General features: G+C 67.1%; 16 protein-coding genes. 12 read left to right on the top strand and 4 right to left on the bottom strand.

Annotation, left to right across the window (positions count from 1 at the left end):
- Window positions 1-3: 3 nt before the first annotated feature.
- The gene (locus tag IM784_RS07120) at window positions 4-909 is read right to left on the bottom strand and encodes a YihY/virulence factor BrkB family protein (RefSeq protein ID WP_199554586.1); all 906 of its coding nucleotides are present in this window, start codon (window positions 907-909) and stop codon (window positions 4-6) included.
- A gap of 2 nt (window positions 910-911) precedes the next feature.
- Window positions 912-1820 (bottom strand): DnaJ C-terminal domain-containing protein, encoded by a 909-nt coding sequence (locus IM784_RS07115; RefSeq protein ID WP_199554585.1) that lies wholly within the window; start codon window positions 1818-1820, stop codon window positions 912-914.
- 121 nt (window positions 1821-1941) lie between these two features.
- On the opposite strand from IM784_RS07115, the gene pdxH reads away from it, so the two are divergent.
- On the top strand, window positions 1942-2526 hold the full coding sequence (gene pdxH / locus IM784_RS07110; RefSeq protein ID WP_199554584.1) for a pyridoxamine 5'-phosphate oxidase: 585 nt from the start codon (window positions 1942-1944) through the stop codon (window positions 2524-2526).
- Window positions 2527-2533: 7 nt separating this feature from the next.
- Here pdxH and glpD read toward each other — a convergent pair whose 3' ends face one another.
- Window positions 2534-4006, bottom strand: coding sequence for a glycerol-3-phosphate dehydrogenase (gene glpD, locus IM784_RS07105; protein WP_199554583.1), 1473 nt, complete (start codon window positions 4004-4006; stop codon window positions 2534-2536).
- 126 nt (window positions 4007-4132) lie between these two features.
- Between glpD and IM784_RS07100 the strand changes: the two genes are divergently transcribed.
- From IM784_RS07100 to IM784_RS07070, 7 genes are all read left to right on the top strand, one after another.
- On the top strand, window positions 4133-4570 hold the full coding sequence (locus IM784_RS07100) for a phage tail protein (protein ID WP_199554582.1): 438 nt from the start codon (window positions 4133-4135) through the stop codon (window positions 4568-4570).
- Window positions 4542-4988, top strand: coding sequence for a phage tail protein (locus tag IM784_RS07095; RefSeq protein ID WP_199554581.1), 447 nt, complete (start codon window positions 4542-4544; stop codon window positions 4986-4988). Before IM784_RS07100 ends, IM784_RS07095 begins: the two co-directional genes overlap by 29 nt.
- Window position 4989: 1 nt before the next feature.
- On the top strand, window positions 4990-7263 hold the full coding sequence (locus IM784_RS07090) for a DNA/RNA non-specific endonuclease (protein ID WP_199554580.1): 2274 nt from the start codon (window positions 4990-4992) through the stop codon (window positions 7261-7263).
- 133 nt (window positions 7264-7396) lie between these two features.
- Window positions 7397-7633 (top strand): lipoyl domain-containing protein, encoded by a 237-nt coding sequence (locus IM784_RS07085; protein WP_199554579.1) that lies wholly within the window; start codon window positions 7397-7399, stop codon window positions 7631-7633.
- Between the two features lie 139 nt (window positions 7634-7772).
- Window positions 7773-8447 carry a superoxide dismutase gene (locus IM784_RS07080; protein WP_456238902.1) on the top strand — a complete coding sequence of 225 codons (675 nt, stop codon included), beginning with the start codon at window positions 7773-7775 and terminating at the stop codon, window positions 8445-8447.
- Between the two features lie 158 nt (window positions 8448-8605).
- Window positions 8606-8959 carry a hypothetical protein gene (locus IM784_RS07075; RefSeq protein WP_199554578.1) on the top strand — a complete coding sequence of 118 codons (354 nt, stop codon included), beginning with the start codon at window positions 8606-8608 and terminating at the stop codon, window positions 8957-8959.
- Entirely contained in the window at window positions 8956-9339 is a 384-nt protein-coding gene (locus IM784_RS07070; RefSeq protein WP_199554577.1) for a hypothetical protein, read from the top strand. Before IM784_RS07075 ends, IM784_RS07070 begins: the two co-directional genes overlap by 4 nt.
- Here IM784_RS07070 and IM784_RS07065 read toward each other — a convergent pair.
- Window positions 9336-9917 (bottom strand): TlpA family protein disulfide reductase, encoded by a 582-nt coding sequence (locus tag IM784_RS07065; protein ID WP_199554576.1) that lies wholly within the window; start codon window positions 9915-9917, stop codon window positions 9336-9338. The genes IM784_RS07070 and IM784_RS07065 overlap by 4 nt on opposite strands.
- 67 nt (window positions 9918-9984) lie before the next feature.
- Here IM784_RS07065 and argH point away from each other — a divergent pair, with 67 nt between their 5' ends.
- The 4 genes from argH to IM784_RS07045 are packed head-to-tail and all read left to right on the top strand — an operon-like array spanning window position 9985 to window position 13861.
- Complete coding sequence (gene argH, locus IM784_RS07060; protein ID WP_199554658.1) at window positions 9985-11361, top strand: argininosuccinate lyase; 1377 nt, start codon at window positions 9985-9987, stop codon at window positions 11359-11361.
- Entirely contained in the window at window positions 11352-11699 is a 348-nt protein-coding gene (locus tag IM784_RS07055; RefSeq protein ID WP_199554575.1) for a lipoprotein, read from the top strand. The genes argH and IM784_RS07055 overlap by 10 nt, the downstream gene beginning before the upstream one ends.
- Entirely contained in the window at window positions 11699-12961 is a 1263-nt protein-coding gene (lysA, locus tag IM784_RS07050) for a diaminopimelate decarboxylase (RefSeq protein ID WP_199554574.1), read from the top strand. The genes IM784_RS07055 and lysA overlap by 1 nt, the downstream gene beginning before the upstream one ends.
- A 27-nt stretch (window positions 12962-12988) precedes the next feature.
- The gene (locus IM784_RS07045) at window positions 12989-13861 is read left to right on the top strand and encodes a UTP--glucose-1-phosphate uridylyltransferase (RefSeq protein ID WP_199554573.1); all 873 of its coding nucleotides are present in this window, start codon (window positions 12989-12991) and stop codon (window positions 13859-13861) included.

The following is a 13861-nucleotide window of genomic DNA, read 5'->3' as shown; positions in this document are numbered from 1 at the left end:
CTTTTAGGCGGGCTCGTGCCGGCGTGCCAGTGCCGCGTTGAGCTCGGCGCCAAGCACCAGCGCGAAACCCACGCCATAGAAAAACAGCAGCGCGATCATCACCCCCGAAAGCGCGCCATAGGTGAGGCTCATATGGCCGAAACCGCCGACAATGGGCCCCAGGATCAACAGCCCACCAACCCAGGCGAGGGTGGTAACCAGCGCCCCGGGCCAGCCCGCCGCCCGGCGATAGTCGCCGGGGGCCAGCAGCTTGTAGAGAGCCCAGAGCGACAGGAAAATGGCGACAGGCGTAAGCGCGCGGGAAAGATCGATCCAGCCCGGAAGATAGATTTCCTCGCGAAACAAATGCGTTACCGTTTTCACGATCACCGCGAACACCACCTGCGAGACGAAGGCGACGACCACCAGGATCATCGCGACAAGGGTGCCGACCAGCGACTGCAGCCGATGCTCCAGAAACTTGCGGGTATAGCGCACCTCATAGGCGCGGTGGATGATGTCGCGCAGCGTCTCGATGAAGGTCGTCACCGTCCACAGCGCCACGATCGCCCCCATCCACAGCAGGTTGCCGGTGCGGGCTTCCAGCACTTCGTCGATCACCGGCTGGAAAAGCAGGGCGACATCGGCCGGCAGCGCGCGCAGCACGCCGTGGATCGCCGCCTGCCCGGCATCCGTCTCCCCAAAGGCCACGGTGACGGCCGTGATGAGGATGATCAGCGGCAACAGCGTGACAAGGCTGAGATAGGCGATGTTGCCCGCGTGGATATAGCCATCCCGCAGCGTGCGGGTGATGACGGTGAGGCCGATGCGATAGGTGCCGCGCAGCCGAAGGCCCAGGCGGTAGCCGATACGTTCAGCTTTTTCAGGGGCGGCCTTCTCCGGGCCGGCGGAGGGGGCCGGCACCTCCATCGTCAGGCTGCGGTCTGCTTCGCCGCCTGCCGGGCGCGCAGGAATTCCGCCAGTCCCGGATCGGCGGGCACCTCCACCAGCACCCGCGCCAGCAGGTCGCCGCGGCTGCCGTCGCGCCGGGTCCAGCCCTTGCCCTTCAGGCGCATCACCTTGCCCGAGCTGGTGCCGGCGGCGATGTTCAGGTTCACTTCGCCCTCCGGCGTCGGCACCCGTTGCTGCCCGCCCAGCACGGCGGTTTCCAGCGGCACGCTCACATCGGCGCGCACATCGGTGCCCTCCAGCGTAAAGCGGGCGTCGGGCTGGATGTGGACGGTGACGATGGCGTCGCCCGGCCCGGCCGGCCCGGCGTCGCCCTGCCCGCCCAGCCGCACCTGCCGCCCCTCTTCCACGCCCTTGGGGATGTTGAGCTCGATGGTCTTGCCGTTGCGCAGCGACAGGCGGACGCTGCGCGCCAGCGCCGCGTCGGCAAAGGGAACGGTCAGCCGATAGGCGACATCGGAACCGCGCTGCGGTGGCGGGCTGAAGCCGCCGCCCATCCCGCTGTGGCGGCCGGAAGCGCGGCCGAACAGCTCGGAGAACAGGTCGCTCGGATCGCCGCCGCCGAAATCAAAGTCGAAATCGCGCGTGCTGTGCCGGGCGCCGGCGCCGGGGCGCGCACCCGCCCCGGGGCGGAAGCCGGCAAATTTGGGGTTGCCCTGCTCGTCGATCTCGCCGGCGTCATACTGCGCCTTCTTCTTCGCGTCGGAAAGGATGTCGTAGGCGCCCGTCACCAGCTTGAAGCGCTCGGCGGATTTCGGATCGTCCTTGTTCTGGTCGGGGTGCAGCTGCTTGGCTAGCTTGCGGTAGGCACGCTTAATCGCCGCAGCATCCGCCGTGCGCTCCACGCCCAGAACCGAATAGAGATCTGCCATCAGTGTCTTGTCATCCGTCTGGTTAACTGTTGCATAAAAGTCACACCCAGATATAGGCGGCAAGCGCCCCGCCCACAAGTCCGACATTGCAACAGCCGCCGCCTCAGCCTAGCGGTGCCGCATGACCGACCCTTTCCAGCAGTTTGCGGTGTGGTTTGCCCAGGCGCAAGCCGCTGAATTGAACGATCCGGGCGCCTGCGCGCTGGCGACGGTGGAGGAAGGCGCCGATGGCATCCCCCAGCCCGACGTGCGGATCGTGCTGATGCGCTCGTTCGACGCGCGCGGTTTCGTCTTTCACACCAACTACCTCAGCGAAAAGGGCCAGCAGATCGGCGGGATCCCGCGCGCGGCGATGGCCTTCCACTGGAAGTCCCTGCGCAAGCAGGTGCGGCTGGGCGGCCCTGTGGAGCGGATTTCCGCCGCCGAAAGCGACGCCTATTTCGCCAGGCGCCCGCGCGCCAACCAGATTTCCGCCTGGGCCTCGCTGCAGTCGCAGCCGCTGCCGGCCCGCGCCGACTATGAAGCGCGCCTTGGGGAAATGGAGGCGCGATTCCCCGGCGAGGTGCCGCGCCCGGAAAACTGGGGCGGGTTCAGGCTGGTGCCGCACTGGATCGAATATTGGGAAGACCGCGAGGGGCGGCAGCACCACCGCATGCGCTGGGATTTCACCGGCAACGATTGGGTTTCCGGCCTGCTCTACCCGTAAGACCGGCTCAGCCGCCGAAAAAGCGGGCGACCCGCGCCCTGCCCTTCTCGTCCATATGCAGCCCCATCTTCGTCCGGCGCCACAGCACATCCTCGGCCGTCCGCGCCCATTCCCGGTCGCGCATATGCTGCAGCTCCGCCTCGAACAGGCCGCCCATATTCTCGCCAAGCCCTGCATCCAGCATCGGCTCGGCCCCGGTGCCATACAGCCGCGCCATCCGCTCCAGGATGCGCGGGTCATAGTCCGGGTGGCGGCCCTCGGCATGGGCAAGCCAGCGGGCGAAATCGGCCTGCGCGGTACCGCCCAGCCGGGGCACGTCGCCGCCGGGCAGCGGCACATCCTTCGTCCAGCGCTTGGTGTCCGGAAACAGCTGCTTCAGCACCGCCTCGGCGAGCAGCCGATAGGTGGTGATCTTGCCGCCCACCACGGTCATCGCCGCCATCCCGCCCGAGTTCGGATCGACGTGCGGCACCAGCTTCCAGTCGCGCGTCGTCTCGCGGGCGCTCTTGCCCTCCTCCAGCACCAGCGGGCGGACGCCGGCAAAGCGGTGGACGATGTCGGCAGCCCCGATCGGCCGCGCCAGGCTGCGGTTCACCGCCGCCAGCAGATAGGCCTCCTCGTCGCCGGTCAGCGCCTTGGCCGCCGGATCGGTCACCGGTGTCTCCGTCGTGCCGATCAGGCTGAATTCGCCCTCCCACGGGATCACGAAGACGATGCGCCCGTCCGGCTGCTGCAGCATCCAGGCATCCTTGCCGCGGTTGATCCGGCGGGTGACGATATGGCCGCCCTGCACCAGGCTCAGGCGCGGCGCGTCGGGGGCAGCGATCAGCTCGCGCGCCACGGTTTCCGCCCACGGCCCGGCGCAGTTCAGCAGGTGGCGCGTGCCGAAACGCCTGCCGGAAGCGCTTTCCACTTCCCAGCCGAACTCGGTCCGCTGCGCCCGCACGGCCCCGTCGCGCGTCCGGATCTCGGCGCCGCGTGCGGCGGCATCCTGCGCGTTCAGCACCACCAGCCGGCTGTCGTCCACCCAGCCGTCCCAGAACCGAAACGCCCGGGTGAGATCGGCGTTGAAGGCCGGGCCGGCCGCGTCCTGCCGCAGCTTCACCGACGAGGAGCCGGGAATCTCCCGCCGGCGGGCCAGATGATCGTAAAGAAACAGGCCCGCGCCGATCACCCATCCGGGCCTCAGGTGCGGCTCCAGCGGCAGCAGGAAGGATTGCGGCCGGCTGATATGCGGCGCCGCACGCAGGATCACCTCGCGCTCGGCCAGTGCCTTGCGGACAAGGGCGAATTCATGGAATTCCAGATAGCGCAGGCCGCCATGCACCAGCTTGGTCGACGCCGACGAGGTGCCGCCGGCCAGATCGCCCGCCTCCAGCAGCGCCACCTTCAATCCGCGCCCGGCGGCATCGCGGGCGACCCCGGCGCCGTTCACGCCACCACCGATGATGAGAAGGTCGAGGATATCGTCTGCAGCCATGGAGGCGTCGCCCTAGCCGGATTCCGCCGCACAAGGAAAGCGCAGATCCACGGCCGAATCGGAATGGACTCGGTGCAAAAGCTGCCGCAGCATGGTTAATGCCGGCGGAAGCAAGGGAGGCGGGCAATGGCGATCCAGCGGAACAACCCCTACGCAGCGTTCAACTTCCTGGTGGAACTGGATGGCATGGCGATCGGCGGCTTCTCGGAAGTCTCCGGCCTGTCGCACGAAATCGGGGTGATCGAATATCGGGAAGGCGGCGACCGGCGCAACGCCGTGCGCAAGCTGCCGGGGCTGCACAAGGTGGGCAACATCACGCTGAAGCGTGGCATCACCGGCACGCTGGAACTGTATCAGTGGCTGAAGGACGTGCGCGACGGCAATGTCTCGCGCCGCAACCTGTCCATCCAGCTGCTGCCCGAGGACAAGTCCGGCGCAGCGATGCGCTGGCTGCTGCGCGACTGTTTCCCGGTGAAGCTGGTGCACGGGCCGCTGAACGCGAAATCCAATGAAGTGGCGGTGGAGGAGCTGGTTCTTGCTGTCGAAGCGTTTGAAATCGAATAGCGCCGGCAAGGTTGCGGCCGCAGGGGCGACAGCAGCACGAAGCGGCGCCGAAAAGCTCGCCTCTGCCGCGCATTTCCGCGTGCAATGGGGCGGGCCGGATGGCTCGGAAGGCTTTGCCCGCGCCGAATTCTCCGGGATCGGCGTGGATGGGCGCGGCGAGCTGCTGCTCAGCCGTGCCTTCACCGGCGATCCGGCGCTGCGCGACTGGCTGGGCAGCGTGCGCGCCGGCAAGGGGAAGTCGCGGACGCTTTCCCTGCACCTCCTCGATGCACTGGGCGAAACCGTGGGCCGGGTGGTGCTGAACGAGGCGCTCCCGGTTCGCTGGAGCTTCTCGCCGCTGGATGCGATGGGCGAAGGGGTGGTGCTGGAAAGCATCGCCGTCGGCTTCGGCTCGGTATCGGTGTGGAAAGGCGGCTGACATGGCGATCCTGCGGTCCGAGGCGGAACAGGCCGTGCTGGAACGGCTGGCAAAGAATCACGACGAGATCGTGCGGGCGATGCTGGCGGCCAAGGAGGGCAACCCCTTCGCCGCAGAGACTGACCCGGCGCGGCGGCAACGGCGGCTGCAGGCCAAGGCCGGGCTGACCCCGAACGAGGCTGCGGGTGTCGACAACGCCATCCAGGTGACCGCCGCGCAACAGGGCGTCGCAGCCGGACAGCATGTGGATATCGCCGCCGCCATTCGCACGGTGAAGGGGCTGGCGCCCGAGCTGGAGGCGCGCAAGGAAGTCGTCTGGGGCGACAGCGCCGATTTCGTCAACGTCAGCTTCCTCACCATCGGCGCAACGGCCGCCCGCGCCGTCGGTCGCGTCGCCTATCGTAACGGCCGGGCGCAGGGTTCCGGCTTCCTGATCGGCGACGGCCTGTTCCTGACCAACCATCATGTGATCGGCGAGGCGGACGCGGCAAAACAGTTCGTGCTGGAATTCGACTATGAGCGCGACCTCGCCGGCAACATCCGCACCGCCTCGCGCTTTGCCATCGACGCCACGCTGTTCCTGACCGACGGCGACGGGCGCGACGGGCTGGACTATTCCATCTTCGCCGTCGGCAAGCGTCTTTCCGGGCCGCACACGATCGCGGATTTCGGCTTCACCGGCATCTCCGACGCCGGCGACAAGCATATGCTGGGCGAATATGTGAACATCGTGCAGCACCCCAGCGGCCGCTTCAAGGAAGTGGTGCTGCGCGAAAACCGGCTGGTCGGCCGCTATGACAATGCGCTGCACTATGTGGCCGATACCGAGCCCGGCAGTTCGGGAAGCCCGGTGTTCAATTCCGAATGGCAGGTGGTGGCGCTGCACCATTGGGGCAGCCCCTGGCGCGAAGCCTTCGGGCCAGACTCCGCGCCGCTGCCGGTGGACGTGAACGAAGGCATCCGCATCAGCTCCATCGTGAAGCAGCTGCGCGAGCGGCTGCCGACGATGGACGCGGCGGCCCGCAAGCGCGTGGAAAAGGTGCTGGCGCTGGGTGCCGAAAGCGCCGCCTTCACCGAGGCGAGCGCGTCGGAAGACACCGGCTCGCCCGCCCTCCCCGCCCCGCGCATGGAGCCGGATGGGCGGATCACCCTGACCATCCCGGTGGAAATCTCGATCCGCGTACCGGGGGTGGGTGCGCCTGCTCCGGCCCCCGCCCCCGATCCGCCGCCTCCCCCGCCGCCGCCCGCCGGCCCGGCGCTGGACCGGATGCGCGGGCGGGTGGGCTACAAGCCCGGCTTCATCGAGGGGTTCCAGGTGCCGTTGCCAAAGCTCACCGCCGCGATGGAGGCGGATGCGGCGCGCAACAGCCTGGCAGAGGCCGGTGACTATCCGTTTGAACTCAAATACCATCATTTCAGCGTGGTGATGAATGCCAGGCGGCGGATGGCCTACTTCACCGCCTGCAATATCGATGGTGCAACGGCGAAAAGCGCCGACCACAGCACCGGCAAGGTGACGCCGCTGACGGAAGACAGCCCCGGGCTGGAATCCGCCGAAGCCGACGACTGGCAGGACGATCCCCGCATCGGCGCCGACCAGCAGACGGGGGAAAAAATCTACTCCGGACAAAAGGTTCCCGGCTTTCCCACCGGCGGCGGGCGTACCGCGCGCATGTTCCAGAAGGGGCATCTGGTGCGCCGCCTCGATCCGGCCTGGGGCGACGACGCCACGGCGCTGGCCGCCGAGGAAGACACCTTCACCTACACGAATGCCGCGCTGCAGGTGGGCTTCTTCAACATGGGATCCGCCAGCGCCGACCTGCCCAATTCCGGCGGCGGCAAGCTGTGGCGGACGGTGGAGAATTATGTGCTGCGCAACGCCGTTGCGACCGATGCGCGCATCAGCAGCTTCACCGGCTGCATCTTCGAGCCCGGCGACCGCCAGTTTCGCGGCGTCGGCGTGCCCGGGCGCTTCTTCAAGATCGCCGTCTGGGCAGAGGCCGGAAAGCTGAAGTCGCTGGCCATGATCGCCGACCAGCGACCGGTGATAGAGGTGTGGCCCGAAGCCCTGTTCGCCGGCGAAAGCCTTGCCGAAGCAGAGAAATTCGGCGACGCCGACGAGCTGGGGAAAGTCGGTGACTTCCTCACCACCATCGTCGAGGTGGAGCGGCTGACCGGCCTCGATTTCGGCAGGACGGTACGAAACGGCGACATCAACGCCGGCGAATCCATCCGCCGGCTGGAGCGGGCCGAGGACATCCCCCTGCATCGCTGATAGCGGTACCATCTGCTCAAACCGACAGGATTTTGCTGCGGCTATGCTGCGCTAAGACAGTGTATCATGCTTCAGGAGACTCCCACGATGACGCGCAGCTTCGGTTCCTTTGCCGGTGAGGAGTCCTGAGACGATGGGAACGCCGCTGATCATCCCGCAAGACCTCTGGGACGAGGACGATGCCACCGGATCGACGCTGATCTGGCTGGTCGAGGACGGCTCGCAGGTCGCAAAGGGCGACCTCATCGCCGAAGTGCTGGTGGAAAAGCTGACGATGGAACTGGAAGCCCCGGCCTCCGGTACCATCCGCATCCACGTCGAGCCAGAGGGCGTGGTCAACCGCGGCGACCTTGTGGCGAGTATCGAGTAGCCCCCCGGGGTGGACAGCAGCGACGGGAACCATGCTAGGAGTTTGCCGTTAACGCTTGAACCCTGAGGAGACGCATGTGCCCAAGCCTGCCCTGCTGCTGAAATCCGTCCTGTTGCTGGCCGCTGCCACCGTGCCGCAGATGGCGATGGCGCAAGCCGCAGCCGCCCCCGCTGCAACGCCTGTCGCCGGACCGTTCAAGCTGGCACCGCTTCCCTATGCCTTCGATGCGCTGGCGCCGGTGATCGATAAGGAAACCATGGAAATCCACTGGGGCAAGCATCACCAGGCCTATGTCGACAATCTGAACAAGGCCGTTTCCGCCGATCCGGCGCTGCAGGGCAAGTCGCTGGAAGCGCTGCTGGCGCAGGTCTCCACCGCTCCCAAGGCCGTCCGCGACAATGCCGGCGGCCACTGGAACCACAGCTTCTTCTGGACGCTGATGGCCCCCGAAGGCCAGCGCGGCGCGCCGTCTGCCCGGCTGACCAGGGCGATCGAGGCACAGTGGGGCAGCGTCGACAAGTTCAAGGCCGCCTTCCAGCAGGCCGGCACCTCGCAGTTCGGTTCCGGCTGGGCCTGGCTGGTGGTGACCCCCGACGGCAAGCTAGCCGTCACCTCGACCCCCAATCAGGACAATCCGCTGATGGATCTGGCCCCGGTGAAGGGCAGGCCGGTGCTGGCGAACGACGTGTGGGAGCACGCCTACTATCTCAGCTATCGCAATCGCCGCGGCGAATATCTCGCCAAATGGTGGGACGTCGTGAACTGGGGCCGCGTCAACGAGCTCTATGATGAAGCGGTGGCGCTGAAGCGCTAGACTTCGCCCCGACAGTTGCGCATCCTGCCGTCCGCATCGGGGGGCAGGATGGCAACAATGCAAGCGCCGACCAACCGGGGCCGCATCGCGGTCCGCGCCATACAGGAAGCCGGCTGGACCTGGCGGCCGGCCATCACCTTCGTGCGGGCCTTCGGCGGATGAAGCGTGCCCTCGTGCCCCTCGTGCCCCTCTTGGCGCTCGCCATCGCCCCCATCGGCGACTTCGAATATTTCTACGGCAATTTCGCGCGAGCCGTCGTGCTGGGCGAGGCCGCAAGAATCGCCGACCTCACCCGCACGCCCTTCCTGTTCGAAGGCAGATCGCTGGACCGCCCGTCGTTCGAGGGCGCAGTCCCCCGCCTGTTCGACGCCCCCACGCGCGCCTGTTTCCGCACTGCAAAGGTGGTGACGCAAGGCACGCAGAAGATGGTCTTCTGCAACGGCAGCATCTACGTGTTCGCCGAGATATCGAAGGGCGAATGGCGCTTCACCGAAATCGGAGTGGACGATTGAAGCCGATACGTATCCTGAACTTCATCAGCCTGGCGCTGATGCTTCTGCCCATAATCTGGTTCACCAAATATGCGCTCGATTTCGTCCCCGGCGCCGGGCCGCAGGGCTTCGAGGCACTGGCCCTGCTGGCGCTGTTCTACTGGCTGATGTGGCAACTGGTCGCCATCGGCCACGCCATCGCCCTTGGAATCTATCGCCTTGGCGAAACATGGCAGCGCTGGGCCGTGGGGCTGGCCCCCACTGCGGCGCTGATGCTCATCTTCGTCTGGAACAACGCAGAGCTGAACCCGATCCCCTGCGGGCTGGCGGTGGCGCTCATCCTCGGCATCAGCCAGCTATGGCCGCAGTGGCAGTTCCACCTGCGGGAGCAGAACCGCTAAACCCCGATCTTCGCCCGGCTTTCCGCCGTCGACCAGTCCCGATCGCCGGCATAGCGCCACACCTCCTTGCCGTCCGCGTCATAGAGGATCGTCAGCGGCAGCCCCTTCGCCTTCAGCTCGAAACCAAACTGCATGCCGCTTTCCACCCGCGTGGCAAGGTTGGGGTATTTCGCCGCCGTGAATTCGCCGGAAACCTTGCGCCACCCCTCCATGTCCTGGCTCAGCGGCACCACCACCAGCTTGCCCTTCGTATCCGCGGCCAGCCTGTCCAGCGTCGGCAGCTCCTTCAGGCAGGGCGCGCACCAGGTCGCCCACAGGTTCACCAGCACCGGCTTTCCCGGATTGGCGGCACGGATATCGGCCAGTGTCTCGGTCTTGCCCTCCGCCGACGTCTCCAGCGCAATCGCCGGCGCCGGCGTTCCGGCGAACTGCGTATCGAAGTGGCCATGCTCCGCCTTTGCTGCCGGCGCTTCTTGCGATGCAGGCGTTTCCTGCTTAGGGGCTTGCGCCTGCCCTCCGCCATTCTGACCGCAGGCGGCGAGCGGTATTGCAAGAGCAAGGGGAATAAGGCGCTTCATGGACGGCTCCGGCAACGGCTCTGACTCCGATTCTGGCGCAGGCGACGGCAACTCCGGCGCAAACGCCCTGTGGGGTGGGCGCTTCGAAGGCGGCCCGGCGGCAGTGATGGCTGAGATAAATGCCTCGATCCCGTTCGACAAGCGGATGTGGCGGCAGGACATCCGCGGCAGCCGCGCCCATGTGGCGATGCTCGGCGCCCGGAAGATCATCGACGCAGACGCCGCGAACCGCATCGGCGACGGCCTCGCCACCATAGAGGCCGACTTTGCCGCCAACGGCGTTCCCGTCGATGTCGCCCTCGAAGACATCCACATGACGGTCGAAACCCGGCTCGCCGCCCTGCTGGGGCCGGATGCCGGGCGCCTGCATACCGCCCGCAGCCGCAACGACCAGGTGGCGACCGATTTCAGGCTGTGGGTGCGCGATGCGATAGACGGCCACCTGAACGCCATCCGCGCGCTCGCCGCCGTGCTGGCGATGCGCGCCCTGCAGCACAACGAAACCGTGCTGCCCGGCTTCACCCACCTGCAGGTGGCGCAGCCGGTCACGCTCGGCCATCATCTCCTCGCCTATGTGGAGATGCTGAAGCGCGATTTCGGCCGCTTTGCCGATGCCCGCGCCCGGCTGAACGAATGCCCGCTGGGCGCCGCAGCGCTGGCGGGAACCGGCTTCCCGATCGACCGCGCGGCGACTGCGCAGGCACTCGGCTTCGACCGCCCCACCGCCAATTCGCTGGACAGCGTCTCCGACCGCGATTTCGCGCTGGAATATCTGACCAGCGCCACCCAGACCGCGCTGCACCTGTCGCGGCTGGCCGAGGAAATCATCCTCTGGGCCAGCCAGCCCTTCGGCTGGGTGAAACTGCCGGATCAGTGGTCGACCGGCTCCTCCATCATGCCGCAAAAGCGCAACCCCGATGCCGCCGAGCTTGTGCGCGGCCACAGCGGGCGTATCCTCGGCCTCATGACCGGGCTGATGGTAACGATGAAGGGCCTGCCGCTGGCCTATTCGAAGGACATGCAGGACGACAAGGAGCCCGTGTTCGAGGCGCACGACCTGCTGGAGCTCAGCCTGGCGGCGATGGCCGGCATGCTGGAAACGCTGACCTTCGTGCCGGCGCGGATGCGCGCCGCCGCCGCCAGCGGCTATTCCACCGCCACCGATCTTGCCGACTGGCTGGTGCGCGAGGCAGGCGTTCCCTTCCGCGAGGCGCACCACATCACCGGCCGCGCCGTCAAGGCGGCCGAAGAGGCCGGCACCCAGCTGGACGAACTGTCGCTGGAAACCCTGCAAGCCATAGACAGCCGCATAAACGCCGGCATCTTCGACGTGCTCAGCGTCGAGGCGAGCGTCTCCAGCCGCACAAGCCCCGGCGGCACCGCCCCCGTGCGCGTCAGGGCGGCTGCCGAAGCGGCGCTGAAGGAAATCCAGACATGGGGCTGAGGCTTGCACTTCTCGCCGGAACACTGCTTCTGGCTGGCTGCGGCTACAAGGGCCCGGTCACCCGGCTGGAGCCACCGGATCCGGCGCTGACCAAAGAGCAGCAGAAGGGCGCCCGTGCCGTCGAAAAGGAAAGGGTCGCCGCCGGCCTGACGGTGCCGGCCGAAGCCCGGCCGATCCGCGTGGACGACCTCACCGTGCGGCTGGAAGTGCGCCGCGACGATCCCTTCAGCCTGCCGCCCGAAGGCACCGAAACCGTGCGGCCGGTTCCCTTCCCCGGAGACAAGGCCCCGCCGGCGGAAAAATGGACGCAGCAGCGCGACGAAGAGCAGCCGAACTGATGGATCATTTCGCGCTGAAAGGCGGCGAGATGCACGCCGAGGAGGTGGCGCTGTCCGCCATCGCCGCCAGGGTGGGCACGCCCTTCTACTGCTATTCCGAAGCAACGCTGCGCCGCCATGCGCGGGTGGTGCTGGATTCGCTCGCCTCGGTCGGCGATCCGCTGGTCGCCTTCGCGGTAAAGGCCAATCCGAACGTCGCCGTGCTGCGAATCCTCGCACAGGAGGGGATGGGCGCCGACGTCGTTTCCGAAGGCGAAATGGTGCGCGCGCTGTCGGCAGGCGTGCCGGCAAACCGCATCGTCTTTTCCGGAGTCGGCAAGACCGACGCGGAAATGAAGGCCGCGCTGGAGGCCGCTATCCTGCAGCTCAATGTCGAAAGCGAAAGCGAGCTGAGGCGGCTTTCCCGCGTCGCCAGCGACATGGGCGTCACCGCGCATGTCGCCATTCGCGTGAACCCCGATGTCGATGCCGGCACGCTGGCGAAGATCTCCACCGGCAAGGCGGAAAACAAGTTCGGCGTCCCGCTCGACCGCGTCGAGGCGCTCTATGCCGAGGCCGCGAGCCTGCCCGGCATCCGCCCGGTGGGTATCGCCGCGCACATCGGCAGCCAGCTGTTCGATCTCGCGCCGCTGGAGGCGGCCTATACCAAGCTCGGCGCGCTGGCGCAGCGCCTGCGGCAGGCGGGCTATCCGGTGGAGCGGGTCGATCTCGGCGGCGGCCTTGGCATCCCCTATGATCCGAAACTTCCGCTGCCGCCCTCTCCGGCCGACTATGCGGCGATGGTCGGGCGGGTGACGGCCGGCTGGGGGTTGCAGCTGATGTTCGAACCCGGCCGGCTGATCGCCGGCAATGCGGGGGTGCTGGTGGCAAAGGTCATCACGCTGAAATCCGGCGCGGCCAGGCGCTTCGCCGTGCTGGATGCTGCGATGAATGACCTCATCCGCCCGACGCTGTACGGCGTCTATCACGATATCCGGGCAGTCAGGCCGGAAGCAGGCGAGATGGTGGCGACAATCGTGGGGCCGGTGTGCGAGACGGGCGACATGTTCGCCGAGGACCGCAGCATCACCCCGCTGGCAGAAGGCGACCTTGTCGCGCTGATGACGGCGGGCGCCTATGGGGCGACGATGGCCGGAACTTACAACTCGCGGCCGCTGGTGCCCGAGGTGCTGGTTTCGGGCGATCGCTTTGCTGTCATACGAAAGCGGCAGACGCTGGAGGAACTTGTGGGACTCGACCGGGTTCCTGACTGGCTCGGCTGATCAGTTTGTTAGGATGGGGGTTTTTGCATGAAGCCTGTTCGTAAAGCGGTGTTTCCTGTGGGCGGCATGGGCACGCGCTTCCTGCCGGCCACCAAGGCAGTCCCGAAAGAGATGCTTCCAGTCGTCGACAAGCCGCTGCTGCAATATGCCGTGGACGAGGCGCTGGCCGCCGGCATCGAGCAGATGATCTTCGTGACGGCGCGGGGCAAGAATGCGCTGGAGGATTATTTCGATATCGCCGGCGAGCTGGTCGCCACGCTGAAGGAGCGCGGAAAGCAGGCCGAACTGGCGGTTCTGGACGATACCCAGCTGGCGCCCGGGCAGATCGCCTATGTCCGCCAGCAGGAGCCCGCGGGCCTCGGCCATGCCGTCTGGTGCGCGCGCCATATCACCGGGGACGAACCCTTCGCCGTGCTGCTCGCCGACGAGCTGCTGTGGAACCCGGCAGACCCCTGCCTCGCGCAGATGGTGCGGGCGCGCGAAACCGTCGGCGGCACGGTGATCGCGGTGATGGAAGTGCCCGAGAATGAAACCCATCGCTACGGCATCGTCGATCCCGGCGTCACCGGCGGTGCACTGACCGAGGTAAAGGGTTTCGTCGAGAAGCCGAAGCCCGGAACCGCGCCTTCCCGGCTGGCGGCGGTCGGCCGCTACCTGATCGAGCCGGAGTGCATGGACATCCTGTCCGAAGGCAAGCGCGGCGCCGGCGGCGAGATCCAGCTGACCGACGCACTGGCGCAGCTGATCGGCAAGCAGCCGTTCCACGCCTATACCTACGCCGGCGCCCGCTTCGATTGCGGCGACAAGGCCGGGCACATCACCGCCAACATCGCGCTGGCACTGGAGCGGCCCGACATCGGCCCGGCCGTCAGTGCATGGCTGAAGGCGCATGTGAAGTAG

The organism is Sandaracinobacteroides hominis (assembly GCF_016464365.1).
Taxonomy (GTDB): Bacteria; Pseudomonadota; Alphaproteobacteria; order Sphingomonadales; family Sphingomonadaceae; genus Sandaracinobacteroides; species Sandaracinobacteroides hominis.
Note: the sequence above shows the minus strand (reverse complement) of the source record. Positions and strands in the feature narration are given on the sequence as shown.